The following is a 26188-nucleotide window of genomic DNA, read 5'->3' as shown; positions in this document are numbered from 1 at the left end:
TCGCGATACTTAATCTCTCTCGGGCAGAACTTGCTGTGCAGTGGCCGCTGACAAATAGGCCGCCTCAAGCAAACCATAAGTTAATAAACTGTCCCGCCCCGACGTCTCCGGTTCGCGATTCTGGCGCAAACACTCAATAAAATGGCGTTGCGTATGCACCACGCTGTCCTGAATCTGTTTCCATGGCTCACTCGTCCATGAACGCGCGTCATGTTCGATCTTTTCTTGCCGGGACTCACCCTGGGTATGGAGGGTTAGCACCTGATCGGCGCCAATTAACAAGGTGCCTGCGGTACCTTCAATCTCGACCAATGTTTGTGGGAAGGGGTCTGGATAAGCGTTGTGAGGCATAGCTGAAATCGAGCACCGTCGTTGCGCCATTCTCATGTGAGAGCAAGAGGGTGGCAGCATCTTCACCGGCAATACCCACCTTGATTTGCTGCGTGCGGCAAAACACCCCCTGAACCTCGCCAAATAGGAATCTCGCCAGATCCAATAAGTGGATCCCGACGTCCATGATCATGAAACGTTTAACTTTTATCAGATAAGGTTGGTTCGAATAGACATCAATGGCGGTTCGCCAGGAGAGCCGGCCAAAGGTTAATTCGCCCAATTCACCACGGTCGATAATCTTTTTGGCGGCCCTGAATACATTCTGAAAGCGAAAGTCCTCATGGACCATCAGCGGCACATTCGCGGCTTGCGCCATGGCAACCATCCGTCGGCATCCCGCAAGGTCGGGCGCAAACGGTTTTTGCACAATCACCGCAATATGGTGTGACACCGCAGTGCGAACCAAGGCTTCATGGGTTTCCATCGTGGTAGGAAGATCGACAAAATCTAATGTTTGTGCCGCCAACAGCGCATTAGCATCGTCGGTATAATGCGTGATGCCGAATTTCTCTGCCGCTGCTTTGGCTTTCTCAATATCCAGATCACATACCGCGACAATGTCGACATCTTCAATATCTTTCCAACCGGCCAGATGATTTTGGGCAAAAAAGCCACAGCCAATAACGGCCCCTTTCAGTTTTGAAGTCATTTATTTAATGGTCTCTGATAACTGATTCTTGCGATCGCATAGGCATCCAGACTGATGCCCTGACCAATATCCCGTGCCTCACTTGCCTGGCGGAATAGCTGTGGTGATAGTGCGGCCTGCTCACTGTGAGCAACATCCAGGATACGAACCTTTACAAGATCCACATCTGCCACCGTGACATTCACCGATTCACTGGCAAGATTGGCAATCAACAAGATGTTTTCACGGTTTTCCTGCCAGCCAATAACGGCCAGTTTTTCATTGCTTGATGTCACCTCAAGGCGCGGTTTACCACTGGCGGAAGCCAAATCAGCCACCACATGAAATAACGGATACACGCTACCTTCACTCTGTTCATCCCACCACTGACGGGCATAGCGCTGTTTAGTTGAAATCACGCCAAACGGCCCGGTCGGTGCCGCCAGCACCAAGCTATTAATGCCATATTTTGCGATTACGGCGGCGTAGCCAACATGCCACGCCGCAGCAAATAGGCCGCGCTGGCGAGGATCATTCGCGGCCAGCCCCACGCGGGCAGAATTCGGATTAGCGATCGGACCCTCGCCATATGGGTTTAACCGCGCGCCAATCCCAATCGGGCCAATGCGATATGGCACATTGCCAGCGATGTGCCGGGCGGAGCGAATGATGTGTGGCAATGACTGCAAGGTTTCTATTACTGAGGCATCATCCGCCGCATGAACGGTGGGTGTTGTCGCATGTGTAATAAAATCAAATGCACCAAGAGAAGGGCGCTTGCGGTTGAATTCAGTAAAGAATGCAGGGCTTCCGCCCCCTACCGGAATACCAGGGAAGGCGTTTTTAGCTTCAGCATAGATAGTGGTATCAGTGGGGGATGGTGGGCGAACTTCACCGGGCTGGAATGAGCGTTCATCCGTTTTGGCGAAAATAGCCACTGATACCGGCGAGATGCCAACATCTTGCAACAGTTTTGCTGCCTGTGCTATCTCCGGTGCCGGGTCATGGCTGGCGGTTAACAGTAATTCAACCGCTACCGGCAACTTCGTGCGGGAAGCCAGTTGGCTTGCGGCGGCGAGATGTTCAATATTGTGTGACGAGGAGGGGTCATAGCGCAGCAAAAAATGTAGCGGGCCAATATTGGCCAGTTGTGATGCATAAGCGATAGCCTGTGCACTCTCATCAGCAGACAGCCCCAAGCCAATGGCTGGCATGGATTGTTGGGTTAGCGCGCCAACATCCACGCGGGCAATGGGTGCCGCATCAATGACCGGTTTATCTGGTGATCGGTTGGTGTTGTCGCTGATATGAATGATGACTGATTGATGCAATACCTGCTCTGGTAGCAAGCGATAGGGATAAGGCAAACCAATCGGGCGGCTGTATATCTTAAAAGAGGCATCCGACCAATTGCGATGGTCTTCGGCTTCAAAAATATCACCATCAAATCGAGTGATAACGGAGAGATTCTCAATTGGCCGATGGGTAATTGCCCGAATATTGAATATAGGTTGCCCAGGGCTGATGGCATCAGGGATGGTTAAATCAGTACTTTCTCCCGCCGCATGTTCGACATGAACGGTGGTACCGGCAAACCCGACCAAGGGATACAGCACAACAAAACCGGTACGGTTGGTTTCAAAAGAGGTGTCGGCAGCAATACGGGCGCTGGCTGACAATGTTCCATCGCTACGGCCTGCAAAGTGGATATTGACCCTGAGTTGTTCGCTGCCATTAACGTAATGTGCCTGATAGTTCACTTCAAAGGCATCATCACTCTGATGAATATCCAACCCACTAATCTGCGGTTCTGGCGTTCCCCATCCCGGAGTGCGAACCAAGAAGGTCACCGCCCGCAAGATTTCTACGCCATGCCAGCGAATCCAACGTAAAGATCCATTGTCAAATTCAGCGGATAAAGAGGTTGCTGATAGCGTTTGTTTGGCCGCCTCGATGGCAGAGGTGCCGGTAAGGAAGACAGCTCTGCTCATCTTTTTTGCCTTTTGATGAAAATATCAAATGTCACGGCGGCAACAATAATGATGCCGATCAGCAACTGCTGTATGTATGGGGATATATTCAGAATGACCAGTCCGTTTAACAACACACCAATCAGCAGTGTGCCAATTACCGTTCCCCAAATACTGCCGGTTCCGCCATACAAACTAGTGCCACCAATAACTACCGCCGCTATCACATACAATTCATACTGGTTACCCGCCACGGCTTCTGCCGAATTCAGGCGCGCGGTGAGTAAAAAGCCGCCCAGCCCGGCGAATAATCCGGTTAGCGCATAAACACTGGTCACCACGCCTTTCACATTCAGGCCACATAAACGTGCCGCTTCAGGATTCGATCCAATGGCATAAATGGAGCGGCCATAGCGGGTATAGTGCAACGTGAGTGAGGCAATAATCGCGACCAGCGCAAAGACGATGACTGGCACCGGAACCGGGCCAACCATGCCACGCCCCCACCAACCAAAGGCTTCATCAACCCCACTGACCGGGCTGCCATTACTTATCATCAGCGTTAGCCCGCGAAATACGGTCAGCCCGCCCAAGGTCACGACAAAGGCGGGTACAGTCAGGCGGGCAATAATCAATCCTTGTAATGCGCCCGCTAGTCCGCCGGTGATAATTGCGGCCAATGCTGCCCATTGCCAGGCAATTTCCCGTCCATCAGAGAACAACATAAACTGGCCTTCAATACCGCCTTTGGCGACTACCGCGGCGACCATTCCCGATAAAGCGGCAATCGCCCCGACGGATAAATCAATGCCACGGGTCAGAATAATAAATGTCATTCCCACCGCGATAATGCCGTAGATAGAAACTTGCCTGACAATATTAAAAAGATTGATTGATGAGAGAAAACGCGGAGCCAATAACGTAAATAGCGCCATCAGCAACACAAGAAAAATAAGTGGGGCATAACGCGCCAGAAGAGCTTTCTTCTTATTGCTGTTTTGATTTTTAATCAGGATTGTCGAGCTCATAGTCATATCTCTAATCCAATAAATTAATTCACACTTGCGCAATAGGGCGCGTCATTAATTGCATAACGTTTTCTTCATTCGCTTCCTGTGCCGACAACTCCCCGGTCAATTGACCGGCGCGCAGAGTGAGAATACGGTCACTGACGGCAAGGACTTCAGGTAAATCCGAGGAAATCAGAATGATAGCGACACCCTTTGCCGCCATATCACGTAGCAACCGGTGGACATCCGCTTTTGCGGCAATATCGACGCCGCGCGTCGGCTCATCGACAATCAGCAGCGCCGGGTGCTGAGCCATCCAACGTGCCAGTACTACCTTTTGCTGATTGCCCCCTGATAAGGTGGCAATATTGGCCCCCAAACTGACGGCGCGCAGGTTTAGCTGTTTTTTAAAATCAAGAAAGGAAATCCGTTCACGTTGACGATCAATGACGTGGCGGGTCGTGCGTAAAGGGGAGTAGATAATCGCGAAATTCTCTTCCACCGTCAGCGACATAAACAAGGCTTGCTGCTTACGGTCTTCCGGCACCAGACCAATACCGGCAGCAATTGCATCACGGGGGGAGGCCGGGTGGTAGGCTTTGCCCTTAATACGTAATGTCCCGCTTCCTATTGGGTCTGCGCCAAATAACAGCCGGGCAATTTCAGTTCTTCCGGCCCCTACCAGCCCGGCAAAACCGACAATCTCACCCGCCCTGACCGTAAAGCTGACATTACGTACGGTGACACGTTCAGCTCCCGTCGCTGCACTCGACAGGTTTTCGACTTCCAGAATATTGCTACCTGTAATATGACTCGCATTGCGGTCGAACTGCGCTAAATCGCGCCCTACCATCAAACGGACCAGACTCTCAATAGAGACATCTTTGACGTCTCCTTCTCCGACCAGTAGACCATCTCTTAACACGCTGTAGGTTTGGCATAAGGCTTTAATTTCTTCAAGGCGGTGGCTGACGTAAATAACAGCCACTCCGCTTTTAGCAATGGTACGTACCACCTGTTGTAATTTATCCACTTCCGCTGGACTTAATGCCGCGGTTGGCTCATCCATAATAATTAATCGGGGCTTGGAGGTTAGCGCCCGCGCAATTTCAACTAACTGCTGTTCAGCAATGCTTAATTCAGCAATCTTGCGTAAGGGATTGATAGTCACGCCAAGTAATGCCAATACGTGGCGCGCATCTTTCACTATGGTGTTCCAACGGACAAAACCAAATCGATTCACCGGCAAATGTCCGGTGAAAATAGTTTCGGCCACCGTTAAATCAGGGAACAGGCTAAATTCCTGATGAATAGTTGTAATACCCGCCTTCCAGGCATCAAGTGGCTTATTAAATGAGGTCGTATGACCTTGCAAAATAATAGTGCCGCTATCAGGTTGGTGCACGCCACTTAATATATTAATTAGTGTTGATTTACCGGCCCCATTTTCGCCTAATAACGCTCTTATTTCCCCCGCCTGCAAAGAAAAAGAGACGTTATCAAGCACCATCTGACCAAAAAATAATTTGGTCAGATTCCTGACACTAATATATTCATCTGTTTCCCGATTGATTTCTGGAGAATCGGGTGGTGATGAGAGTGATAACATAGCGGACGACATTATTTTACGAGCCCGATTCGTTCTGCATCATTAAGATTTTTGCTGGTAATTGCGACAGGGCTAACCAAGACATCTGCTGTTGCCGGGCGAGCACCTGTACGGATGTAATCGGTCAGAATTTTTACTGCCTCTCGGCCTTGTTTCCCAGGGTACTGATCGATTGTCGCGGTGAGTACACCGTCTCGTACTGCCTTTAATGCATCAGTTGAACCATCGTAACCAAAGATAGCAATTTTGCCTTTTAAGCCTCGCGCTTCAACCGCTTGGGCGGCCCCTAACGCGCTGTCATCATTAGCTGCGACAATAACTGTTGGGGTCTCAGCCAGGCCAGTTAACAGATTTTCTGTAACAGATAAGCCCTGGTCACGGTTAAAGCGTGCGGTTTGCTCGGCGACAAATTTGTAAAGTTCAGGCTGCTTATCCAACGTGTCATGCACGCCCTTATTACGATCGTTTGCCGTTTTGTCGCCCGGAATGCCCTGTAAGTTAATAATAGTGGCTCCTTGAGGGAATAATTTTGCTACTGCTTCCCCTTGACGCTGTGCACCAATCAAATTATCTGCGGCTACATTGGCAATAACTTCGGGTACCCCATTTACCGGGCGGTCAATGGTGACCACGGAAATACCTTCTTTAATCGCATTACGTAATACGGGAGCCAGAGCGGTTGCATCGGCTGGGGCAATAATAATGCCATCAACCCCTTGAACAATTGCTGCTTCAATATCGGCAATTTGTTTAGGTGCGCTTAATTGGCCATCAGAGCGAATGATTTTTATATTACCTAATTTTTTAGCTTCATCTTCAAGTTGCTCTTGTAGAAAAACAAAATGAGGAAAACTGTATGTTAATGCTGAAACTAAAATCGTCACCGGAGCGTCTTTGCCTTTCGGCGCAGCATTGGCTGACAATGCAAAGGTGCTCAGTGTGATAGCTAATGTTGTTATTAAATAAGTTATTTTGCGCATAAGATAGTACTTCCCCGTTATATAAAATTATCTAATATATAGTTTTTGGAAAAACAACATGAAAAGAGTGGTTAATTACACTTATTGTGAGTCTTCTTGGTGAAATAATAGGATTTGACTATATCATGAGGATGATTATTTGAATTGGCAGTTCTACAGAATAATTTCGTCTTTAAATATGCGAAAAATAGAATATCAATTTCAGCAAATAATTAGCCAAAGAATATATTGATAATATGACTGTCGAAGAGCGACTACCTTGCACAGGCAGCTAAGATATTAAAATAAGTCAGGCCAGCATGTTAAAATTATACCGGTCGGCAACGGCGAATATTGTTTAAAACCGGTATGGGTCGTGGGGCAGCTCTGAGTCAGGGAAGGGTAACACTGGCGACTTGAAATCCGGTCTGCTGCGGGGCAGATAATCAGCATGCGGCTCAATATGCCGATATCTGATGCAGAGGACATCGTTTAAGAACACGCAGGTTCAGTCAAATAAACCACTGTTTACTGGCTATTGTCGCAGCGCCGCTGGCACCGTTAAATGCTGACGATGAAGCTTGCACGAAGCGCACTACGTCATGGGAAAGCGGGCGGCGCAAATAAGTTCGTATTTGCCGGATCAATGCTTCTAGTGGGAAACCCGGCATATCCATCACCCCGCCGCCGAGCACTATTGCATGGGGATCAAACAGGTTAATGCTGGTGGCAATGGCTTTCGCCGTCCGTTGCATAAACTGCACAATAAACGGCTGCCCAGAGGCATAGAGAAACAGTTCACTTAGCTCAAACTCGCGCGGCGTGCTGTCATACCATCGGCGTAACGCCAAACCGGAGCAGGTGGTTTCCAAACAGCCGTAATTGCCGCATCCACACTGCTTTTCATCATCTCCCATGGGGATATGCCCCAATTCACCTGCCACGCCGTGTGCTCCAGTCCAGGGGGCGCCATTCATCCAGATAGCAAAACCCATGCCGGTACCAAGATAAGCACCGAGGACCAATTGCCGCTCAAGTTGATGTTCATGTACGTCATAGGAGAGTTGCATATTAACATCGCGCTCGAATTGAACCGGGCAGTGCAGCGCTGCACTCAGCTTATCGGCCAGCCCCGCCAGGTCAGTCGAGGTTAACGGTAAATTTGGCGTGGAAATAATGCTCTTTTTGTCGTTCTCTACCAGTGCCGGGAACCCCATGACCAGCCCTTGGCAGCATGCATTATAACGTTCAAGATATTGATGCAGTCGGGCGCTTAATCCAGTAACTAACCCCGAGACAATGACATCAGCGGTACGTAATTTCTCACAATGAAGCATCACGCCATCGCGTTTGAGTAAGCAAAAGCGGATATGGGTCGCCCCCATATCGACCCCGATCACCACGTCATATTTAGGCATGCTGTAACACCTCACTCTTGGCATGAATGATTTGTTGCGACATCAGCGCCCAGGCTTTATCGATATCAGAGGCATGATTGAACAGCCCGGAAGAGCCAACAATTAGCACATCGGCCCCAGCCTCAATCAGACGTTGGTAAGTTGCCTGATTACAAGAACCATCAATTTCAATTTCATAATTAAGCTGGTTTTTTTCACGCCAGGCTTTCAGTTCAGCAATTTTACCTAACATTTCAGGGATAAATGGCTGTCCGGCAAAGCCCGGGTCCACCGTCATGACGGTTATTTTATCTGCTTTATGAATGTAATATTTCATACTATCGACCGGTGTTTCTGGATTGAGGATCAGGCCGACTTTCATCCCTAAACTACGGATCTCCTCGATCAAGCGAAATGCTTGCCCGTTGAGGGTTTCTGGGTGCAGCGTGATAAAGTCTGCGCCCGCTTTTGCCAAAGGAGCAATGTAATCCTGTGGGCGCGTCACCATTAAGTGGCAGTCCAGTGGTTTGCTGGCGATACGCTTCACTTGGCTGACGAAAAAGGGGGACAGTGTCAGGTTAGGCACAAAATGGCCATCCATAATGTCGATGTGAAAATAGTCCGCATTTTGGTCAATAAATTCAATTTGCTCTTTAAATTTCAGCAAATCCATACACATCAGGGAGGGAGATATCTTCATTATCGAGTCCTTACTTACTGATAAGTCGGTCGAGGGCGACAGCGGCAATAATCAGGCCGCCCATCACCACCAGTTGGTAATAGGTTTGTACTTGGAGAATATTTAGGCCGTTATTGATGGTGCCTATAATCAGGCCACCAATAACCACTGAAAAGATGCGCCCCTTGCCCCCGAAGAAGCTGGTACCACCAATAATGGCACTGGCGATGGCATAGGTTTCAAACCCCATCCCGGCCAGAGGTTCAGCCGCGCCAAGGCGGGCTGTCGAAACCACGCCAGCAAGACCGGCACAAATACCCGAGATGATAAACACTACGAGCATGTGAAATTTCACATCAATGCCGGAATAGAAAGCTGAGTTTTTATTGCCGCCCAAGGCGTAGATATTGCGACCAAGGCGTGTACGGGTGGTCAGAAACCAAAGCACTATGGCGATAAACAGGGCGAATAACACCGGTACCGGAATGCCTAACACACTGGCAGCAAAGAAATTTACAAACTCAAACGAGAAGCCATACACCGAGTTGGCATCAGAAATCACCAGGGTGATACCGCGAAAAATGGCATTGGTGCCAAGAGTGATGATGAAAGGGTGCAGGCCGGTCCAGTTGACCAGACAGCCATTAATGGCCCCCAGCGCGCCACCTACCAGCACACCACCAATCAGTGCTGCGAATATTGGATCGACCCCTGCCAGCATCAATTTTGCGGTAACCATGCCAGACAGCGCCAGAATCGCACCAACAGACAAGTCGATCCCCGCCACTAAAATGGCAAAGAACTCCCCCATCCCAATTAATACGGTGACCGAGCTTTGGACGAATATTTGCGTGATGTTATTGGTAGTAAGGAAATACTCCGACGAAATAGAGCCAAAGATAGCCACAATGATCGCCAGAATGAAAAAAGTGCCGTATTTATCCCAAAAAGCGGCGAAGTTAAACGGCTTTTTCCCAGCCGTATCCGATTTCACTCTTGTGGTAATGCCCATGCCATAATCTCCTCTTCGCTGATGTCATCACGGTTGGTCAGGATTTGCGTCAATCGTCCTTCACAAAACACCGCAATACGGTCGCAAACGGTAATAATTTCGGGAAGCTCAGAGGAGACCATCAGAATGACTTTTCCCTCATCTGCAAGGGTGCGCATCACTTTATAGATCTCGGCTTTAGCACCCACATCAATGCCTCGGGTGGGTTCATCAAAAATAATCACGTCGGGATGACAGCATAACCATTTAGAAATCAATACCTTTTGCTGATTCCCGCCAGACAGTTCTGTGATGTTTTGCGACACCGAATGGCACTTTAGTGCCAGTAGGCTGCGTTGTTCTTCGGCAATTTCCTGCTCAAGCTGTGGCTTAACCAACCCCATTGCACCTTTGTAACCCCCTTCTTTTAAGCTATGGCTGATAGCCATGTTTTCAGCGATAGAGAAATTGCCGAAAAAACCGTTTTCACGCCGGCTTTCAGTGATATAGCCCATGCCTTTTTTCAGTGCATCCAGCGGGGAGCGGGGGGTGATATTTTTGCCATTCAGCCAGACTTCGCCATGGCTGGTTTTGTCGACACCAAACAGGCAATTCATTAATTCGGTGCGGCCAGAACCCACCAAACCGGCAAACCCGAAGATCTCGCCCCGGTTGACAGCAAATGAAATATCGCGGACTTTTTTCTTATCGCGACTGGTCAGGTTTTTCACCTCAAACACCGTGTCGCGTACCACGTTGCCGGCATTTTCTTTGAAGGCAATAAAGCGGTTTTGTAATTCGCGCCCGACCATCAAGCGCACAATATCGTCGTTAGTGACATCCTGAATCATGCCGCTACACACACTGCTACCATCTTTCATTACTGTATAGCGATCGCAAATACGGCGGATCTCATTCAGTTTATGAGAGATATAAACAATGGCCGTGCCCTCCTTGCGCAACTGATTCATAATTAAGAAGAGATAATCTACCTCTTTATTAGTCAGTGATGAGGTTGGCTCATCCATAATAATAACTTTAGCATCGAGCATTAATGTTTTAGCAATTTCCAACATCTGTTTATGACTGATAGATAAATTAGCCACTTTTTCATCAAGGCTGACTTTTAACCCCACGCGCAATAACATTATTGCTGCCTGGATACGCATTTTTCTCCAGTCTACAATGTTTATACCGCAGACTTTTTTCGTCAGGTGACGGCCAATATAAAGATTTTCTAATACTGTCAATTCATCAATAACACTAAGTTCCTGATAAATGATTCCGATACCTAATTGCGCTGCCTGTTTATGGTCCAGTTTGTCGTAATTAATATCATTAATAGTTATTGAACCACTCGTTGGGGAATGAATACCTGACAATACTTTCATTAACGTTGATTTACCTGCGCCATTCTCACCTAATAACGCATGAATTTCATGTGTGAAAACAGTTAAATCAACGGACTTTAAGGCATGAACCGGCCCAAAGGATTTGCCGATCCCCGCCATAGAGATATAAGGCGTGACCATATAATCACCTTAGTTTTTATTCCTACCGAAATCTACCCTTACCCGAGCTAACCCGTAAGAGGAAAGCCGAGTGAGTGGCTGGCTCTTTAACCGGATGTTAGCCGGGTGGGTACGGCTATAATGCTATTTGGTGACCAGTACAGAATCCACTAGCGTAAACTGCGGCTGTTTATCCAATGGGATCACTTTCCCCCGTTGAACCGCTTCCACCAACAGCTTCAACCCGGTAGCACCGATATTCGCTGGGTTTTGTGCAACCGTGGCGGTCATTTGCCCGGCATCTACCATCTTACGTGCTTCGGGGATTCCGTCGGTGCCGACAACCAGAATCTTGCCAACTTTACCTGCATTGGCGACTGCCTGTGCTGCCCCCATCGCCATGGTGTCATTGGCACAATAGATAGCTTTCAGATTGGGGTTGCGCTGCAAAACATTGGTGGCGACATCTAGCGCTTTAATACGATCCCAATCAGCAGGCTGACTGGCAACTAATTTGATTTGGTTGGCTTGCTTAAATGCTTCCGTTGCTCCCGCACGGCGTGCTTCACCAGAAGCGTTACCCGCTTTACCTTCGATAATAGCGACTTCACCACCGGTAGTGCCTAATTTATCAATAATAAAAGCCGCTCCTTTGGCACCTACCGCATTATTGTCGGTCGTGACAAAGGCCTCGACATTGCCTTTAGCTTTTTTCAGATTATCCATATCAATTTTCTCGTCGAGATTGACCAGATAAATTCCTTTTTGCCAGGCACGAGCCACAGGCATAACCAGGTTAACTGAAGACAGTGGCGCAAAGGCTATACCTTTGTAATTCTTATTACTCAGATCTTCGAATAATTGCAGTTGAGACTGAAAGTCACCTTCAGAGGGGGACGCAAATATATCTACACTGACACCTAATACTTTTGCCTCCTCTTCAATTCCTTTTTTCATATCCACCCAAAAAGGATTAGAGAGCGTTTTTAAAATAACCGCATACTCTGCGGCAGCGAACGCACTGGTGGATAACATCATACCTATGGCTGCACCACTAAAGAGTTTTAGAAGTTTATTCATGGCTCATTTCTCATTGTAGGGAGAGAGTTCCGGCATGTCTTAAAATAGAGGCATGCCGGTTTTTTATTACTATTATTTATCTCGCCGGAAAAAGTCGACAATAGCGCCGGTTTTTTCCAGATTAATCGTGGCTCGTTCAATATCTTGTTGTGCTACAGAAACAAAAAATGCATCTAATAATGTGAGTTGTAATATACGCGCTGAGGCGTTTCGCCCTAATAAAGGGGTCTCTGGTGCTGGCGAGCAAATAATAAAATCAGCCAGTTTGGCAATAGGGGAGTGATAGCTATGAGTAATACATATAATCTTCGCTCCATTCTTCTTTGCCAATTCTACAGCGGCTTTTAAATCACTGGTGCGCCCGGAATGGGACACTACCAGCACCACATCACCTTCTTTCAGTAATGCAGCGGACATCATCATAATGTGTGCGTCTTGGTAAGCCTGGCAACGCACACCTATACGCAGTAGTTTATGCGCGATATCGGCACAAATCGAATTCGAGCCACCCACGCCGTATAAATCACGCTGTCTGGCACCATAGAAAAAGCGTGCAGCGCGGTGGATTTCATCGACGTTAACGATCGATTGCCCTTCCATAATCGTGCGCAGGGTGATGTTAAATACCTTATTAACCACATCCTCTGGCGCTTCATCAAACGATAACTCAGCCGGTAACACCTGTTCAGACTGCGAGAAGTAATCAATCAACGTACTGCGCAGATTGCGAAAGCCACTAAAACCCAGCAGTTTTGAAACTTTAACAATCATCGCTTCCGACACCATGAGGGTCTCGGCAACATCCTTAATCGCCGGTGCGGCACTCAAGTTCCCAGGTGTAAGAAACCATTCAACAATACGGCTTTCATTTTCCGTCATCCCCTCCTGCTTCATTCGTAGGTAGGGGGCGATACCGATCCCGTTAGGAATACCTTGATCAAACTCTGACTGACTCATCTCGGTCCCATGTCCAAAAATTGAAGACGTCACTATATCACCACAATGTGTTGACGAAATATGCAATCAACTTCACAGAATTTGATAATTTATAAAGTAACTATGGTTTGTGTGGTTTCTCATTGGCGGGATGAAATATTATAAATCAATTTATTATAATTAAAATCAATTGTTTGATTGTTTTGTGTGGGGGTATTTAACGGATTGTTCTTTATGGTTACTACACGAGTTATTTAAATTTGATGATTATTGTGCGTAAAATGGACACATTGCTACGCGCCATTGCCGGGGTTTTTAACTAAAAGTATCGTTTTAGCTCACATAAAACTGAAATTTGTGAAGTTTGGCTTACTGACGAATGAGAGGTTATTCAATGAAAAGTATTGCTCTGGGTTGTGATCATGTTGGATTTATTCTGAAAGCGGATATTGTTGCTCACTTACAAACGCGTGGCATCAAGGTGATTGACAAAGGTTGGTGGTCTACAGAACGTACGGATTATCCACGTTATGCCAATGAAGTTGCTGAGGCGGTGACGGCTGGGGAAGCTGATGGTGGCGTCTTGATTTGTGGTACGGGCGTAGGTATCTCGATTACGGCAAATAAACATCCCGGTATCCGCGCGGTAGTGTGCAGCGAACCTTATTCGGCACAGCTTTCCCGACAACATAATAATACTAATGTACTGGCTTTTGGCTCTAGGGTCGTAGGGTTGGAACTGGCTAAGATGATTGTGGATGCCTGGCTTGATGCAGAATTTGAAGGGGGGCGACATCAAACACGGGTAGACGCCATAACCGAGGTGGAAACACGATTTAACGCATTGTAATAAGACCGGCCACTATTTCTGTCGATCTGTAGAAAGGGTGCGTTATCCCCCCATCTTGCAAGGGGGGATAGACTTATTTGCTGATGCGCTCGACATAGCCTTGACCAATGACAAGGCGGCCTATGGGGCAGCCACTTTATAATCAGGGCCGTTTGTCTTCTCACTGGTGTTAAAGCATGGCTTATCAACTTAATCTTAATTGGCCCGAATTTTTAGAGAAATACTGGCAAAAACAACCTGTTATATTAAAAAATGCCTTCCCTAACTTCATTGATCCTATTACGCCAGACGAACTGGCGGGTTTGGCGATGGAAGCGGAGGTAGATAGCCGCCTTGTCAGCCATAGTAATGGCCAGTGGCAGGCCAGTAATGGGCCGTTTGAGCATTTTGATAACCTGGGTGAGACCGGATGGTCGTTGTTGGCTCAGGCTGTTAACCACTGGCATGCTCCGTCTGCCGAACTGGTGCGCCCATTTCGCGTGCTGCCGGACTGGCGTTTAGACGATCTGATGATCTCTTTTTCCGTACCGGGTGGGGGTGTCGGGCCGCATATCGACCAATACGATGTCTTTATCATTCAGGGGATGGGCAGCCGCCGCTGGCGCGTGGGTGACAAACTGCCGTTAAAGCAGTTTTGTCCACATCCAGCGCTGCTGCATGTTGAGCCTTTCACACCAATCATTGATGAAGACCTCGAACCGGGCGACATTTTATATATCCCGCCGGGCTTTCCGCACGACGGTTTCACCCATGAAACGGCGCTCAATTACTCTGTCGGATTTCGCGGGCCGAATGGCAGGGATCTGATCAGTAGTTTTGCTGACTATGCGCTGGAGAAAGATCTCGGCGGTGAGCACTACAGTGATCCTGATTTAACCTGCCGGGAACATCCGGGGCGGGTTGAGGAACACGAGCTTGATCGTTTGCGCCAGATGATGGTCGATATGATTAATCAGCCGGAAGATTTTAAGCAGTGGTTCGGCCGCTTTGCTACTACGCCGCGCCATGAGTTGGATATCTCTGCCGCGCAACCACCCTACGAGCAGGATGAAATTGTGGGTGCTTTGATGGATGGTCAGATCTTGACGCGCCTGAGTGGCTTACGTGTTCTGCAAGTTGGCGACAGTTTCTTTATCAACAGTGAACGGCTGGAAACGACCGATGCTAAAGCTGCTGACGCACTGTGTCGTTACACCATGATTGGCAAGAAAGAGCTAGGTGAGGCACTAAATAACCCAGCTTTCATGGCTGAGTTAACCGAATTGATTAATCAGGGTTACTGGTTCTTCGACGAATAAGAATGCAATCAAGAGTGGCTTCCGAATGCGAATATCGTGACGAGATTCGGAGGCCGCAGTGATTTTCCCACCTTGTATACAAACCAAACGATTAATCAAGCCGGGGCATTTTTATGGCTATAACCGATCTTTTATTGGCTATTTTTTATAAAGCTAATTTGATTTGAAGGGGAATAAGATAAGAAGTAATTTAACGATAATAAAATAAATTATGGATGGCTGAGGGGATGTTTAATACTACAGGGACTAAATGTAAAGGCATTAATAAATAGCCCCACTTAATCTAAGTGGGACTTTATGCTATTATTTTGTCTTAGTTTTTGGCTGTCTGATCAGTGGTGGTAGTATTCTGGCCCTGGCTGATAGAGTAGGTCCCTTTATAGCTATCACTGTCGCCGATATTTGCCATTGAAACAGTTGGTGCCAGGATTGCTGCGATAAGTGCGATTGCTGCGATGGTAGTTTTCATAATAAATTCTCTTCTATTTGTGTATGTGAAAGCGGGTTGCTTTCGATAGGAATAATGTTACTCCGATCACATAATTTGAATACTAAAGAGAATCGTTCATCTTGTTCAAAAAAAATGAATGAATAAGGGCGATGGACCCTTTGTTGTAATGAGCATAATTTATCACTGCACAGAAACAAGAGGCGTGCGGTTGCACAACTCGCTAACTATTGATGAGTTTCATCTGCTTTACCGTTGCTCAACAGGGTACTTACGCAGGCATATCAATGAATGAGGAAAGTGGTCTTCTAAAATCTTCAGGATGTGGCGATAACGCCACTGTTCGTAAATGGCGATTACAGATAAACCATATCTCATCGCGGTCATTAGACAATATATAGTAAGCATCTGAGGTTTCTGATGGATTGAATAGACCTAATGCCCGATAGGCAGATGTTTCATTAAAGCCGCTCTGAAGTGGTAGTGGCCTTGGCCCATTGTCCATTTCACTGACTCTTAGATACAGCCCTTGTTCCAGCCACACCATCAGATAACCTCAAATTAAGTAAATTTACATTAATTATAGTGCACAAATATTTATGATTTATAAGACTCGTCTGTTAATCAAAAAAGAGGGGCAAGTGAAGTGAGTTTCCCCATTGACTCCCTATCATCCTAGGGGCAGGACAACTCAGCGTAGGTCGTTAAATTTTACGACGACAAGATATTGATAGCCTCATTAGGCCATTCCACTTATACGTGGCAGAATATAAAAAAATAAATACAACTATTTCACCTGAGATGACAAATAGATAAATATGGATCGTTCACGCTTACTCAAGTTCCTGCTGCCTTATCTGTGGCCTAAAAATAACCCTAAGCTTCGCTATTATTTGGTTGCTGCGGTGATATTTATGGTGGTTTCCAAGGTTAGTACCACTCTGGTCCCACTGGCCTATAAGGCAATGGTTGATACATTAAGCAGTGAAAACGCCAAGATGCTGGCTATTCCAATCGGTTTCATTATTGCATACGGCATCGCCAGAATTAGCGCCTCCTTATTTGAGGAACTGCGAAACGTGATGTTTGTACATGTTAGCCAGAATGCGACTCGGTTACTCGGCTTACGGGTATTTAAACAATTGCATGAGCTAAGTTTGCGCTTTCATCTGGACCGACAAACCGGTGGTTTATCACTGTCAATTGAGCGCGGAACTCAAGCCGTTGCTACTGTACTTTCGCGCTTGCTGTTCTCTATCTTCCCAATTTTGTTTGAAATAACACTGGTTTCGTTGATCATGTGGCATCTATTAGATGGCTGGTTTGCGATCGCGATTTTGGTGACGGTTGGGTGCTATATCTTGTTTACGGTTATGGCCGTCAGTTGGCGAACCCGCTTCAGGCGTGAGCTAAATAAAGCCAATGCCGATGCTAACACTAAGTCTATCGACAGCTTGCTCAATTATGAAACAGTGAAATATTTTGGTAATGAAGCGTTTGAAGCGCAGCGTTTCAACACCTCACGGCAACTTTATGAACATGCGGCAATCAAAAATCAATTCAGTTTTACTGCATTGAGCCTTGGACAGACTGCAATAATCTCAATTGGATTGGTCGTCATGATGGCGATGGCGGCGCAAGGTATCACGCAGGGCAACATGACTATCGGTGATTTCGTATTAGTTAATGCCTATCTGCTTCAGTTATATCAACCACTTAATTTCTTTGGGTTTATCTATTCTGAGATCAGACAAGCCCTGATTGATATGGAAAATATGCTCGATCTGCTGATGGTTAAGAAAGAAGTGACTGACAGACCAGATGCATTACCTTTGAAACTGACACAAGGTGAAGTCCGTTTTGAGTCGGTCAGCTTTGGTTATGACCCTCGCAGACCTATTCTGGATAACGTGAGTTTCAGCATCCCTGCGGGTAAAACAGTCGCTGTAGTGGGGGCCTCCGGTGCGGGGAAATCAACGCTTTCACGTTTATTGTTCCGTTTTTATGATGTGACGGGCGGCGCGATTTATATTGATAATCAGGATATTCGGGCGGTTACCCAGTCAAGTTTGCGCGAAGCGATCGGCATTGTACCGCAGGATACCGTGCTGTTTAATGACACATTGCGTTATAACATCGCTTATGGCAGAACGTCTGCAACTTTTGCAGAGATAGAACGCGCGGCAAAACTGGCACATATCCATAAATTTATTACCAGCCTGCCAGATGGGTATGATACGCGGGTAGGGGAACGGGGGTTGAAGCTTTCCGGTGGCGAAAAACAGCGGGTAGCCATTGCGCGCACTATTCTCAAAAACCCCGCAATAATGGTATTCGATGAAGCAACCAGTGCGTTAGATACGCAAACTGAGCGCGAAATTCAGGCTCATCTACGAGAAGTTAGTCGCGACCATACTACGTTGGTGATTGCCCATCGCCTATCAACAATCATTGATGCGGATGAAATTATTGTATTGGATGCCGGCGCAATTGTAGAGCGAGGCCGCCACGACGCGCTATTACTGACCAATGGGCGTTACGCCGCTATGTGGCAAAATCAATATCATGAGGAGGAGCAACTCGTAGTGTAACTCGCCGCCCGTAAGGGTTATTCAAAAGAGTGCATTAAGATGAAGGTGCCCTCGCTTCTTTGGTATCGGTTGATTTGTGGAACCAATTCTCTGAAATGCGCAGTGGCACAATGTATGTCTAAAGCGGCTTGATCTGGCCATTCCTCAACAAAAATAAAATGGCCTGGGTCTTTATAGTTGATACATAAGTCATAGGATATGCAAAGTGGTTCACGCTTTGTACTGGCCACTAATTGTTTATACAGCGGCATAACATCGATAATGTGTTCCGGTTTTATAAAATCTTGGGCAATAACTTTTAGCATTTTTTACTTATGTAACCTCGATTCAATAGAGATAAATAACGCGCGGTGCCAGAAAATGTTATGTAGAGACCGCTCTCTGGCAATTGTCTCATTGTTGGATGATGGCTACGCCCCGGTAAAGTAGGTATAAGCGAATACCGCCAGTGCAATGGCTATCATAATCATGGTTGTCTTTCTCATTCCTGCTCCGATTCTGTGGTCTGTTTTTGTTTTGAGGTTAATCCAACAAGATAACGGAAAATAGCTTAAAAGACACTGATGTGCAGTTCAATATGAGAAATGATCCCTGCGAAAAATTGATCTGTGGATGGCATCGCTGTCACCCCAGCGATGCTATTTAAGTATGGTATTACCTGTGCTGCCAAAAATAGTGATAGATAGTTTCAATTGAAGTAAACATACGCATGTCATTTTTAGTGATCTTGTTCACGGTGTTGATGTGATGATTTGTGTTAATTATATTTGTGTGGTAGCGAAGTAGGGGGTGTGAAATGTCAGCACTAGAGAAACTGGTTTCTGAATATTGCCATACCAGCCTGGACTTTGTGGCATCCACGGTTGCTTTTATGGAAAGCCAAAAGAAGAACATTGATGTTGATGAAGTTGAGGCCAACCTTTCGTTGGACGAACGAGACTATTTCCACGAAAGATTAGCGCATTACAGGGGCATATACCGGCCTTTGTAACAGTGCCTCAATGCTAAATAAGCCGCCTAAGGGCGGCTTATTCGATCATGATATGCCATTCTCACCAAGCAAATCGGTGATTACGCCGGCCTGGTGGCGAGGATCACACTCGATGCTTTAAAAAGAGCAGTTACCTCACTTCTTGCTGCCAACGCCATTTCCTCAAGACTTTCATTGGTAATCACTGAAATAAGTGCCAGCCCGTTGGCGGTAACGGCTTGAACCACAGAAAATAGAGATATTTACTGCTCAAAAAACATTCAAGTAAGCTAAGGTTAATACAGGCCATACACTGACTGTGGAGCCTGTTATGTACCATAAAATAGACGGCAGCGAATACCAACGTATCTTCGTGGTTGGAGATATTCATGGCTGCTATAAAAAACTGATGGATGCCTTGGAACGTGTTCAGTTTGAGCGTTCGACTGATTTACTGGTCTCTGTCGGAGACTTGGCTGATCGGGGTTTACAGAATATTGAATGTTACGAACTGCTTAATAGCCACTGGTTTTATGCGGTGCGTGGTAATCATGAACAGATGGCAATTGATGTGTTAGCGGGTGGAGAGGTTGACACTTGGATAGCAAATGGTGGGCGATGGTTTTTTTTACTAGATGTAAGTAATAAACATCTGGTAGAACAACTCATTAGGCGGGCAGAACAATTACCTTTAATTATTGAAGTTAACACTGACCAGGCGAAATATGTTGTTGCTCATGCTGATTATCCTTCAGATGAATATGTCTACGGCAAAGCTGTTAGTGAGCAATTAGTGCTCTGGAACCGTAAGCGTCTTAACGCATCGATGAAAGGGGAAAACCACGAAATTGTAGGGGCAGATAAATTTATCTTCGGCCATACACCGCTGGTGAAACCCTCACTATTTAAAAATCAGCTTTATATCGATACCGGTGCGGTATTTGGCAATACGCTAACCGTGATTCAAATCCAGTAGCCGATCAACCCCACTGCTACCTTCTTAACGACCTCAAGACGAGATGCAACCAGGCATAATCAAAAGCTCTGGCTGGCCTATTATCACGCTTGGTCGGCCAGCCGATAGCAATTAAAATGAGATAAAGCGGGATGTGTACTTATTGAGTAATAGAATACGCGACAATAATACAGAAGCAGCAAATACTGACAGTAGTAACGTAAATCTCAGCGTGACGTCGGATAAGTTATATGCACTGGCAATGAAATAGAAAATTCCATCATGCAGTATATACACCCCGATCATTGAGGGGCTGATATAGGCCAATGTTTTCTTTATCCATTGGTGTTTAGTGTCAAAGTTATCAAATATGACAAATAAACATAAACTTAGTATTAAAACGTGTAAGTTATCAAGGAAATAACCTGCATTCACTGTTTTATATACATGTATCGACATAAAACTTTCGTAAAAATACATTGAGATTGCTGTTGGCAGCAGCAGCACTTTAGCGATGAGACGCACTCTCGGTAACTTGGTTATTTTCTGGCACATCTTTGAGCAGAGGAACCTACCGGTTATATAATAGAAAACCCAAGTCCATAATCTAAAATATTGTGGAAAATCAATTAAATATGGCCTTTCGGTGAAGGCGCTGATCAGATCGATCGTAATCGAGAAAATAACCAGGCACGAAAGGGTTATGATGGCCGTTCTGTTACTTTTCAAAACCTTCGAGATTAGCGGGTTAAGCAGATAAATAATGGCAATGCTGAACAAAAGCCAACTTTGCAGGAAATACCCTCGTTTGAAGCCATCCTCATTGATAAAATAGAAAAGGACGTTCCAAAAGATAATAATCGTTATTATAGATTTTAATTTACTGAGGATATCCTTTTGATCTATCTCATCATTAGAGTCGATATAACCGATGATCATGAAAAATAATGGGGTAGCAATAATCGATAAAAAGTACAGAACACTCATTACTTCGCCGCCTAAAAAACACTGGTCAGTACAGGTTTTACTTGCAGAGTAGAAAGTAACGGCAGAAAAGCAGCTTAACGTTTTTAGGGCATGTAAACCGACGTTTCTCATAAAGTAGTTTGACTTAAAATAAGGTTAAATGAGAGATGCAGCTTCATAGGGTGTATGGTTTGCATCAGAACCTTCCTATTCAGACTACTAAATATTTTTACATTTTTGCATACAATCTGAATGCTGTCACGTTTGGCAAACTGAAACAAAAATAAAAAATAAGGAAATATTCCACAGAGAAACAGACGTTTCCTACACCCTCCGGTGTTGACATCCTATATCGCTCTCCTTTCCCCTATGTTCTACTAACAAGTAGGAAAGTATATTGTGTTATCTATTTGATTTGTAATAATATTTAATTAATTGCAAACAGATATGAGTTAACCATTCATGGGGTGCTGAAGCGCTAACGGGTGTGGCCAATATGATAAGCTGTATGATAGTCGATAACGATAAATATCAAACACTGGGTATGGTAACTGTCGTAAAAAAAATATTTGCATCGTTAGGTTTTAAAAAAGAGATTAAATTCTATCGAAAAGCATTTTATTCAGCAGATGTGATTTTTATTGGTGTTGATGAATTCAGCTTTTTCGAAGCGCTGAAACGTTTGGATAAGGCTCCTTCTGAAGCAGATGTTTTTTTGATTTGTGATGCCAGACTGAATAGCTTTTTACAAGGTATTCCCAGATTCAGCAATGTAACCATGATTTTCAGAGAAGATTCGGTTGATACAGTAATCAACAAGATTACCTCGGTATTTAAACGAAAACTGCGCGGACTTAAAGAGAATCTGGTCGAACGTAAAGTTACTAAGGTGTTGGGGCTGGCATCATCAGAGCGGCAATATTTGACGCCAAATGAAAATATTGTGTTGAAACTATTTAATGAAGGTTTTTCAGGCGGTGATATCGCCAGAATTTTGAAGAAAAGTGAGAAGACAGTTAGCGGACAAAAACGTTCTGCTATGAAGAAGCTAGGTGCTCGTACTGACGTTGAGTTGATTAAAATGTTTATGTTCAAGTAGTTAATGAAAATAATCTGATTTTTTATTATTTCTAGCGTCAACACCAGAGGATATCAAAGGGATGTTCTTGCGTTAGCGGGCAGGGATGCCAGCATCTAACTCTCCGGGTAGACCGGACAGCCCCAAAGGCATTTGGGGCTGCTTGAGGGTGCTGATATCCCCTAGTTTCAAGAAAAATAGAATCAGTATTAAATACTCTTCAATTTAGCAACCGTACTCTCGATATCAACCTCATGTTCAGAAAACGTATAAGTTACATTCTGGAATGTCGTTATCGATAACATTTTCAATGGCACGGTTTTTTCTGAAATATCTTCTTCCTGCGGCCGGATTTTGTTCATCAGTAAATTTACTGAAAGTATAGTATTAGCTTTGTCTACCTCGGCCTGTGCAGGGACTTCTTTAGTAAAAGTATTGAATGACTTGATGCTGGTGAGTTTGATTCTCTCGTTAGCAATGAATATGTATTTACTCTCAATTGCTACTTTTACCGCAAATGCCGACAACCCTTTGGTATTGGTTGTTGGCTCAAAGGTAACCTCGGCCCCTTTTTTGATCATCTCGGGATTAGCAACTTTAATAACGTGAAAATAACGGTTATCTCCGTTCTCATCGGTGATAAAACCAAAGCCTTTATCTTCAAAAAAAGTTGTTATTCTACCGTTCATCATGCATCTCATATTAGCGTATCCAATGGCTAAGTATAATACAGGTGAATAGCGTTCAGATACAGCCTGTCAGTTCGCTGAGGCGCTTATCAGCGCCATAATGGTGAACTACAAAAGCAAAAAAATGTGGTTTTCTGTGCTAGAAACAGAACCAAAAAACGGCGTTTTTCACTTTTTCTCTTCTTTTTGTGATCTCGGCTGTGGACAAAAAACGGTTCTATTGCTGTACTGTAGTTGACACACTATTTGTGTCCAACATTCACGTAAAGGTAAGTTTGATGTCTAAGATTAAAGGTAGCGTTAAGTGGTTCAATGAGTCCAAAGGTTTCGGCTTCATTACCCCAGAAGATGGCAGCAAGGACGTTTTCGTTCATTTCTCAGCCATCGCTAGCAATGGTTTCAAAACTCTTGCTGAAGGCCAGCGTGTAGAATTTGAAATCACGAACGGTGCCAAAGGCCCATCTGCTGCTAATGTTATCGCTATCTAAGTAGCCCATATTTGTTAAAACCCGCCTCTATAGGCGGGTTTTTTATGGGTATTACCAATAAGGTAAAAAGAGTGCTTTTGTTGAACGACACGACACAACTCGTTGTTTTACAATCAACAAAGCAGAATTGAGAGAAGTAACACACCAAGGTTAGAACAGATAGGCTTTGAGAAACATCACGGTGATGACCAGGCAAAAAATAACTGTTAGCCACTCAGCCCGTTTTTTCGGTAATCCAAACATAGTGTTATCCAGCACATCAGTCACCACCATCGGCTAACTGTTCTCTGGCAAATGATTATCCGGTTCGTAGATTAAGAAAACATTAAGACGATACCACCCGACCCGCGACTTTCTTTATCTTGCGCGTTTCCGGGCAATATAATGGACTACCCGGAAAGTTAAACTATTTATAGTTACTCGCTATTATTGCCCCGCGAAATGATTGACCAATATAAAGGCCAGCATCGTCATCGCAAGTGACCCGGCCAGATTAAGTAAAACAGTCCCCGCCGCCCATGCCAGCTTACCTTCCTGAATGAGATAAACCACTTCCACAGAGAAGGTGGAAAATGTCGTTAGACCACCACAAAAACCTGTCGTAATCAGAAGCTTCCATACGGGATCAATATGTGCAATGCGGGTAAACAGCGCTAATGTCAGACCAATGATAAAAGCACCTATCAGGTTTACCAGCAGTGTTCCCACGGGGACATGGGGTGATAAGCTGTTTAGCTTCATACTGACCAGCCAGCGAGCAACGCTGCCCACGCCACCACCAATAAATACTGCGAGTAATGTATTAAACATAAATACCTTTCATTATGGATACCCATAGTGCGGGGTAGTTGGTCATTATTAATGGGCTTTTCAGAAAGGCTTAGGCGCAATACTACGCACCTTAATGAAAAGGTTACGTAGACATCATCAGCCTTGAAGGGCGGTTATGGAGGAATGTCATCTCCAGAGCTTGCGAATCAATAATACACTGACTTTTTACATTATGAAATCTATTGGGAATAGTTTTTAACTGGCCAGCTCAATACGATTACGACCATTATCTTTTGCCTGGTACAGTGCGGAGTCAGCCGCTTTCAACCATTGCTGATAATTAATCATGTCGTGCCTGTAATCAGCAATGCCAGCACTTACTCTAAGTTGCAGCGTGGGGGCTTGCGTAAAGGCTAATTCAGCCAGTTTTTCTTGAATTCGCGTTAATACTTCGCGGGTTTGTTCGGCGGTGGTATTGGGCAAAATAGCACCGAACTCGTCGCCACCATAGCGACCGACAATATCAATGGCTCGCAGCCCTAATAATAACTCCTCAGCAAGAACCGTAATGGCTTCATCGCCGACAGCATGGCCAAAGGTGTCATTTATGGCTTTGAAGTTATCAATATCAAGTAAAATGAGTGTTGCGCCGTGCTGATAGCGCCGGCAACTGTCAAATTGATTATGTAACTGGTGTTCCCAATGTCTGCGGTTATACAAACCAGTTAACCCATCTCTTACACTAATACGTAATAGCTCTTCTTTGTTTTCGGCCAAACGCTTGGCAGTTCGATAGGTAACTAATCCGAGTAGGGAAGGGTAGATAATTATCATCGGCAAACAAGCATAAACCTGAATGGGGGAAGTTTCAGGTTCAAAGGGCAAGTTAAATATCCATGCGGTCAATAAACTACAGGAGATTTGCAAGGCTAAACCTTTGCAAAAAATGTTCTTACCCCCGGAAGCAATATTATTCATACTCATCATGGATAGAATAACAATGGATGGCAAAGCATTGAACGACATTATTGCCACCCAGACGCCACCCAACGCAGAGTCTATTTTCATGTTGATTATTTCTTGCTCAAACGGTTGTTCAGACCGCAACGCCAGCAAGAATGCAATATGTGGCCATATCAACCCATTAATAGCTAGCATCAGCCATAACCATAATGGGGAATGCTGTGTGTAGAGCACTGAGCCTACACAAAACATACCTACACCTAAGCCAAATGCTCGAGGTAAATAAGTTCTTTTAGCAAAACTTAACCCTGACCGACGGGTGTTTATTCTACTTGAATAAGGCAATTGGCGGCTCCCTCTTTCTTTTTGCTTTGGGGGGATGTTAACGGCAATGTCTCATCCGGAATGAGTCAAAATAAGTGATAATAGACTCTGAGTAATCATAGTTCACTAACGAAATCTGTTACATATTACTGTTGTTTTAATCGGTAATTTATTCGTAAATAGGCCATTATTTAACAATATCCAACGTCATTGGCGTTGTCGCTCGCGAGTGAATCCCACCATTCTGACTCATGTGAGTGATTCAGGGCGTGAGATGTGCTCACATTGGCGCAATATCCAGTAAGAAGGATATATTCATTGTTTAATGAACAGAGCTAATCAAGAAGGTGAGTATGGAAGGTATCAGTATTACCAAATTGTTGGTAGTCGGCATATTGATTGTGTTGTTGTTTGGAACCAGCAAATTGCGCACGTTGGGCGCGGATCTGGGGGCTGCCCTGAAAGGCTTTAAAAAGGCTATGGGTAATGATGATGCACCTGCGGCGACGCCTGTTGCTGAAGCTAAAACGGCCGTTGAAACCAAAACAGCACCGCCAATTGAGCATAAGGACTGATTGCCCTCGCTCGAGATAACCGGTATTCCGGTGAAAGCGGCAGCATGAAAATTCTTTAG

27 protein-coding genes, 1 pseudogene and 1 riboswitch are annotated in these 26188 nt (G+C 45.4%); of the genes and pseudogenes, 8 read left to right on the top strand and 20 right to left on the bottom strand.

Annotated elements, in window-relative coordinates:
* Nucleotides 1-9 precede the first annotated feature (9 nt).
* The 12 genes from V1956_RS18865 to V1956_RS18810 all read right to left on the bottom strand — a co-directional run bounded on the left by V1956_RS18865 (nucleotide 10) and on the right by V1956_RS18810 (nucleotide 13184).
* Complete coding sequence (locus V1956_RS18865) at nucleotides 10-351, bottom strand: hypothetical protein (RefSeq protein ID WP_442825470.1); 342 nt, start codon at nucleotides 349-351, stop codon at nucleotides 10-12.
* Nucleotides 299-1042, bottom strand: coding sequence for a Gfo/Idh/MocA family protein (locus V1956_RS18860; RefSeq protein ID WP_442825469.1), 744 nt, complete (start codon nucleotides 1040-1042; stop codon nucleotides 299-301). The genes V1956_RS18865 and V1956_RS18860 overlap by 53 nt, the downstream gene beginning before the upstream one ends.
* Nucleotides 1039-3012 (bottom strand): hypothetical protein, encoded by a 1974-nt coding sequence (locus V1956_RS18855; RefSeq protein WP_420075077.1) that lies wholly within the window; start codon nucleotides 3010-3012, stop codon nucleotides 1039-1041. Before V1956_RS18855 ends, V1956_RS18860 begins: the two co-directional genes overlap by 4 nt.
* Nucleotides 3009-4019 (bottom strand): ABC transporter permease, encoded by a 1011-nt coding sequence (locus V1956_RS18850; RefSeq protein ID WP_372558312.1) that lies wholly within the window; start codon nucleotides 4017-4019, stop codon nucleotides 3009-3011. Before V1956_RS18850 ends, V1956_RS18855 begins: the two co-directional genes overlap by 4 nt.
* Before the next feature lie 28 nt (nucleotides 4020-4047).
* Nucleotides 4048-5622 (bottom strand): sugar ABC transporter ATP-binding protein, encoded by a 1575-nt coding sequence (locus V1956_RS18845; RefSeq protein ID WP_442825468.1) that lies wholly within the window; start codon nucleotides 5620-5622, stop codon nucleotides 4048-4050.
* Nucleotides 5622-6590 (bottom strand): substrate-binding domain-containing protein, encoded by a 969-nt coding sequence (locus tag V1956_RS18840; protein WP_083159721.1) that lies wholly within the window; start codon nucleotides 6588-6590, stop codon nucleotides 5622-5624. The genes V1956_RS18845 and V1956_RS18840 overlap by 1 nt, the downstream gene beginning before the upstream one ends.
* A 491-nt stretch (nucleotides 6591-7081) precedes the next feature.
* Nucleotides 7082-7987, bottom strand: a complete 906-nt coding sequence (alsK, locus tag V1956_RS18835; RefSeq protein ID WP_420075319.1) for an allose kinase — start codon at nucleotides 7985-7987, stop codon at nucleotides 7082-7084.
* Nucleotides 7980-8666 carry a D-allulose 6-phosphate 3-epimerase gene (gene alsE / locus V1956_RS18830; protein ID WP_442825467.1) on the bottom strand — a complete coding sequence of 229 codons (687 nt, stop codon included), beginning with the start codon at nucleotides 8664-8666 and terminating at the stop codon, nucleotides 7980-7982. Before alsE ends, alsK begins: the two co-directional genes overlap by 8 nt.
* A gap of 10 nt (nucleotides 8667-8676) precedes the next feature.
* Nucleotides 8677-9657 carry a D-allose ABC transporter permease gene (alsC, locus tag V1956_RS18825; RefSeq protein ID WP_049605299.1) on the bottom strand — a complete coding sequence of 327 codons (981 nt, stop codon included), beginning with the start codon at nucleotides 9655-9657 and terminating at the stop codon, nucleotides 8677-8679.
* Nucleotides 9636-11168 (bottom strand): D-allose ABC transporter ATP-binding protein AlsA, encoded by a 1533-nt coding sequence (alsA, locus tag V1956_RS18820; protein WP_442825466.1) that lies wholly within the window; start codon nucleotides 11166-11168, stop codon nucleotides 9636-9638. The genes alsC and alsA overlap by 22 nt, the downstream gene beginning before the upstream one ends.
* Nucleotides 11169-11291: 123 nt before the next feature.
* Complete coding sequence (gene alsB / locus V1956_RS18815; RefSeq protein WP_420072129.1) at nucleotides 11292-12227, bottom strand: D-allose transporter substrate-binding protein; 936 nt, start codon at nucleotides 12225-12227, stop codon at nucleotides 11292-11294.
* 72 nt (nucleotides 12228-12299) lie between these two features.
* A complete protein-coding gene (locus V1956_RS18810; RefSeq protein WP_083159713.1) occupies nucleotides 12300-13184 on the bottom strand; it encodes a MurR/RpiR family transcriptional regulator in 885 nt (294 codons plus the stop codon).
* A gap of 373 nt (nucleotides 13185-13557) precedes the next feature.
* On the opposite strand from V1956_RS18810, the gene rpiB reads away from it, so the two are divergent.
* Together rpiB and V1956_RS18800 are read left to right on the top strand one after the other, a co-directional pair.
* On the top strand, nucleotides 13558-14013 hold the full coding sequence (rpiB, locus tag V1956_RS18805; RefSeq protein WP_050081743.1) for a bifunctional allose-6-phosphate isomerase/ribose-5-phosphate isomerase RpiB: 456 nt from the start codon (nucleotides 13558-13560) through the stop codon (nucleotides 14011-14013).
* 176 nt (nucleotides 14014-14189) lie between these two features.
* Nucleotides 14190-15311, top strand: coding sequence for a ribosomal protein uL16 3-hydroxylase (locus V1956_RS18800; protein WP_083159711.1), 1122 nt, complete (start codon nucleotides 14190-14192; stop codon nucleotides 15309-15311).
* Between the two features lie 313 nt (nucleotides 15312-15624).
* On the opposite strand, the gene V1956_RS18795 is transcribed toward V1956_RS18800, so the two are convergent.
* Both V1956_RS18795 and V1956_RS18790 read right to left on the bottom strand, forming a co-directional pair.
* Nucleotides 15625-15780 carry a hypothetical protein gene (locus tag V1956_RS18795; RefSeq protein ID WP_193784700.1) on the bottom strand — a complete coding sequence of 52 codons (156 nt, stop codon included), beginning with the start codon at nucleotides 15778-15780 and terminating at the stop codon, nucleotides 15625-15627.
* Nucleotides 15781-16030: 250 nt separating this feature from the next.
* A complete protein-coding gene (locus V1956_RS18790) occupies nucleotides 16031-16306 on the bottom strand; it encodes a hypothetical protein (protein WP_083159708.1) in 276 nt (91 codons plus the stop codon).
* Nucleotides 16307-16577: 271 nt separating this feature from the next.
* Here V1956_RS18790 and V1956_RS18785 point away from each other — a divergent pair, with 271 nt between their 5' ends.
* Entirely contained in the window at nucleotides 16578-18350 is a 1773-nt protein-coding gene (locus V1956_RS18785) for an ABCB family ABC transporter ATP-binding protein/permease (RefSeq protein ID WP_420070754.1), read from the top strand.
* 17 nt (nucleotides 18351-18367) lie between these two features.
* Here V1956_RS18785 and V1956_RS18780 read toward each other — a convergent pair whose 3' ends face one another.
* The gene (locus V1956_RS18780) at nucleotides 18368-18655 is read right to left on the bottom strand and encodes a putative quinol monooxygenase (protein ID WP_442825465.1); all 288 of its coding nucleotides are present in this window, start codon (nucleotides 18653-18655) and stop codon (nucleotides 18368-18370) included.
* 491 nt (nucleotides 18656-19146) lie between these two features.
* On the opposite strand from V1956_RS18780, the gene V1956_RS18775 reads away from it, so the two are divergent.
* Complete coding sequence (locus V1956_RS18775; RefSeq protein WP_372558320.1) at nucleotides 19147-19341, top strand: glycogen synthase; 195 nt, start codon at nucleotides 19147-19149, stop codon at nucleotides 19339-19341.
* Between the two features lie 80 nt (nucleotides 19342-19421).
* On the opposite strand, the pseudogene V1956_RS18770 reads toward V1956_RS18775, so the two are convergent.
* A pseudogene (locus V1956_RS18770) lies at nucleotides 19422-19571 on the bottom strand (TOBE domain-containing protein); the annotation flags it as partial.
* Between the two features lie 80 nt (nucleotides 19572-19651).
* On the opposite strand from V1956_RS18770, the gene V1956_RS18765 reads away from it, so the two are divergent.
* Nucleotides 19652-20296, top strand: a complete 645-nt coding sequence (locus tag V1956_RS18765; RefSeq protein ID WP_372558321.1) for a metallophosphoesterase — start codon at nucleotides 19652-19654, stop codon at nucleotides 20294-20296.
* A gap of 111 nt (nucleotides 20297-20407) precedes the next feature.
* On the opposite strand, the gene V1956_RS18760 is transcribed toward V1956_RS18765, so the two are convergent.
* A complete protein-coding gene (locus V1956_RS18760) occupies nucleotides 20408-21373 on the bottom strand; it encodes an acyltransferase (protein ID WP_372558322.1) in 966 nt (321 codons plus the stop codon).
* Nucleotides 21374-21749: 376 nt separating this feature from the next.
* Between V1956_RS18760 and V1956_RS18755 the strand changes: the two genes are divergently transcribed.
* Entirely contained in the window at nucleotides 21750-22340 is a 591-nt protein-coding gene (locus V1956_RS18755; RefSeq protein WP_102970450.1) for a helix-turn-helix transcriptional regulator, read from the top strand.
* A gap of 188 nt (nucleotides 22341-22528) precedes the next feature.
* On the opposite strand, the gene V1956_RS18750 is transcribed toward V1956_RS18755, so the two are convergent.
* Nucleotides 22529-23008, bottom strand: a complete 480-nt coding sequence (locus V1956_RS18750; protein WP_083159694.1) for a cold-shock protein — start codon at nucleotides 23006-23008, stop codon at nucleotides 22529-22531.
* Nucleotides 23009-23286: 278 nt separating this feature from the next.
* Here V1956_RS18750 and cspE point away from each other — a divergent pair, with 278 nt between their 5' ends.
* Nucleotides 23287-23496: a transcription antiterminator/RNA stability regulator CspE gene (gene cspE, locus V1956_RS18745; RefSeq protein ID WP_002210315.1), complete on the top strand. Its 210-nt coding sequence runs from the start codon at nucleotides 23287-23289 to the stop codon at nucleotides 23494-23496.
* A gap of 426 nt (nucleotides 23497-23922) precedes the next feature.
* Here cspE and crcB read toward each other — a convergent pair whose 3' ends face one another.
* A complete protein-coding gene (crcB, locus tag V1956_RS18740; protein ID WP_083159692.1) occupies nucleotides 23923-24306 on the bottom strand; it encodes a fluoride efflux transporter CrcB in 384 nt (127 codons plus the stop codon).
* Between the two features lie 101 nt (nucleotides 24307-24407).
* Nucleotides 24408-24470, bottom strand: a riboswitch (Fluoride riboswitch).
* Between the two features lie 52 nt (nucleotides 24471-24522).
* Nucleotides 24523-25575 carry a diguanylate cyclase gene (locus V1956_RS18735; RefSeq protein WP_083159690.1) on the bottom strand — a complete coding sequence of 351 codons (1053 nt, stop codon included), beginning with the start codon at nucleotides 25573-25575 and terminating at the stop codon, nucleotides 24523-24525.
* 332 nt (nucleotides 25576-25907) lie between these two features.
* Here V1956_RS18735 and tatA point away from each other — a divergent pair, with 332 nt between their 5' ends.
* Nucleotides 25908-26129 (top strand): Sec-independent protein translocase subunit TatA, encoded by a 222-nt coding sequence (gene tatA / locus V1956_RS18730; RefSeq protein WP_372558323.1) that lies wholly within the window; start codon nucleotides 25908-25910, stop codon nucleotides 26127-26129.
* The last annotated feature ends 59 nt before the right edge of the window (nucleotides 26130-26188 follow it).

Origin of the sequence: Yersinia sp. 2540 StPb PI (assembly GCF_052217165.1) — a bacterium.
In the GTDB taxonomy this organism is placed as follows: domain Bacteria; phylum Pseudomonadota; class Gammaproteobacteria; order Enterobacterales; family Enterobacteriaceae; genus Yersinia; species Yersinia enterocolitica_E.
The sequence above is the reverse complement of the archived record's forward strand: the minus strand, read 5'-3'. Positions and strand labels throughout refer to the sequence as shown.

What these genes read in the sequence shown, in the direction of transcription:
- V1956_RS18845 (WP_442825468.1), bottom strand. Translation starts at nt 5,622, where the DNA reads ATGTCGTCCGCTATGTTATCACTCTCATCACCACCCGATTCTCCAGAA.
- V1956_RS18865 (WP_442825470.1), bottom strand. Translation starts at nt 351, where the DNA reads ATGCCTCACAACGCTTATCCAGACCCCTTCCCACAAACATTGGTCGAG.
- alsE (WP_442825467.1), bottom strand. Translation starts at nt 8,666, where the DNA reads ATGAAGATATCTCCCTCCCTGATGTGTATGGATTTGCTGAAATTTAAA.
- alsA (WP_442825466.1), bottom strand. Translation starts at nt 11,168, where the DNA reads ATGGTCACGCCTTATATCTCTATGGCGGGGATCGGCAAATCCTTTGGG.
- V1956_RS18850 (WP_372558312.1), bottom strand. Translation starts at nt 4,019, where the DNA reads ATGAGCTCGACAATCCTGATTAAAAATCAAAACAGCAATAAGAAGAAA.
- V1956_RS18840 (WP_083159721.1), bottom strand. Translation starts at nt 6,590, where the DNA reads ATGCGCAAAATAACTTATTTAATAACAACATTAGCTATCACACTGAGC.
- V1956_RS18810 (WP_083159713.1), bottom strand. Translation starts at nt 13,184, where the DNA reads ATGAGTCAGTCAGAGTTTGATCAAGGTATTCCTAACGGGATCGGTATC.
- V1956_RS18800 (WP_083159711.1), top strand. Translation starts at nt 14,190, where the DNA reads ATGGCTTATCAACTTAATCTTAATTGGCCCGAATTTTTAGAGAAATAC.
- V1956_RS18775 (WP_372558320.1), top strand. Translation starts at nt 19,147, where the DNA reads ATGTCAGCACTAGAGAAACTGGTTTCTGAATATTGCCATACCAGCCTG.
- V1956_RS18750 (WP_083159694.1), bottom strand. Translation starts at nt 23,008, where the DNA reads ATGAACGGTAGAATAACAACTTTTTTTGAAGATAAAGGCTTTGGTTTT.
- V1956_RS18765 (WP_372558321.1), top strand. Translation starts at nt 19,652, where the DNA reads ATGTACCATAAAATAGACGGCAGCGAATACCAACGTATCTTCGTGGTT.
- cspE (WP_002210315.1), top strand. Translation starts at nt 23,287, where the DNA reads ATGTCTAAGATTAAAGGTAGCGTTAAGTGGTTCAATGAGTCCAAAGGT.
- V1956_RS18755 (WP_102970450.1), top strand. Translation starts at nt 21,750, where the DNA reads ATGATAGTCGATAACGATAAATATCAAACACTGGGTATGGTAACTGTC.
- alsB (WP_420072129.1), bottom strand. Translation starts at nt 12,227, where the DNA reads ATGAATAAACTTCTAAAACTCTTTAGTGGTGCAGCCATAGGTATGATG.
- alsC (WP_049605299.1), bottom strand. Translation starts at nt 9,657, where the DNA reads ATGGGCATTACCACAAGAGTGAAATCGGATACGGCTGGGAAAAAGCCG.
- alsK (WP_420075319.1), bottom strand. Translation starts at nt 7,987, where the DNA reads ATGCCTAAATATGACGTGGTGATCGGGGTCGATATGGGGGCGACCCAT.
- V1956_RS18760 (WP_372558322.1), bottom strand. Translation starts at nt 21,373, where the DNA reads ATGAGAAACGTCGGTTTACATGCCCTAAAAACGTTAAGCTGCTTTTCT.
- V1956_RS18790 (WP_083159708.1), bottom strand. Translation starts at nt 16,306, where the DNA reads ATGGTGTGGCTGGAACAAGGGCTGTATCTAAGAGTCAGTGAAATGGAC.
- tatA (WP_372558323.1), top strand. Translation starts at nt 25,908, where the DNA reads ATGGAAGGTATCAGTATTACCAAATTGTTGGTAGTCGGCATATTGATT.
- V1956_RS18780 (WP_442825465.1), bottom strand. Translation starts at nt 18,655, where the DNA reads ATGCTAAAAGTTATTGCCCAAGATTTTATAAAACCGGAACACATTATC.
- crcB (WP_083159692.1), bottom strand. Translation starts at nt 24,306, where the DNA reads ATGTTTAATACATTACTCGCAGTATTTATTGGTGGTGGCGTGGGCAGC.
- V1956_RS18795 (WP_193784700.1), bottom strand. Translation starts at nt 15,780, where the DNA reads ATGAAAACTACCATCGCAGCAATCGCACTTATCGCAGCAATCCTGGCA.
- V1956_RS18785 (WP_420070754.1), top strand. Translation starts at nt 16,578, where the DNA reads ATGGATCGTTCACGCTTACTCAAGTTCCTGCTGCCTTATCTGTGGCCT.
- V1956_RS18860 (WP_442825469.1), bottom strand. Translation starts at nt 1,042, where the DNA reads ATGACTTCAAAACTGAAAGGGGCCGTTATTGGCTGTGGCTTTTTTGCC.
- rpiB (WP_050081743.1), top strand. Translation starts at nt 13,558, where the DNA reads ATGAAAAGTATTGCTCTGGGTTGTGATCATGTTGGATTTATTCTGAAA.
- V1956_RS18855 (WP_420075077.1), bottom strand. Translation starts at nt 3,012, where the DNA reads ATGAGCAGAGCTGTCTTCCTTACCGGCACCTCTGCCATCGAGGCGGCC.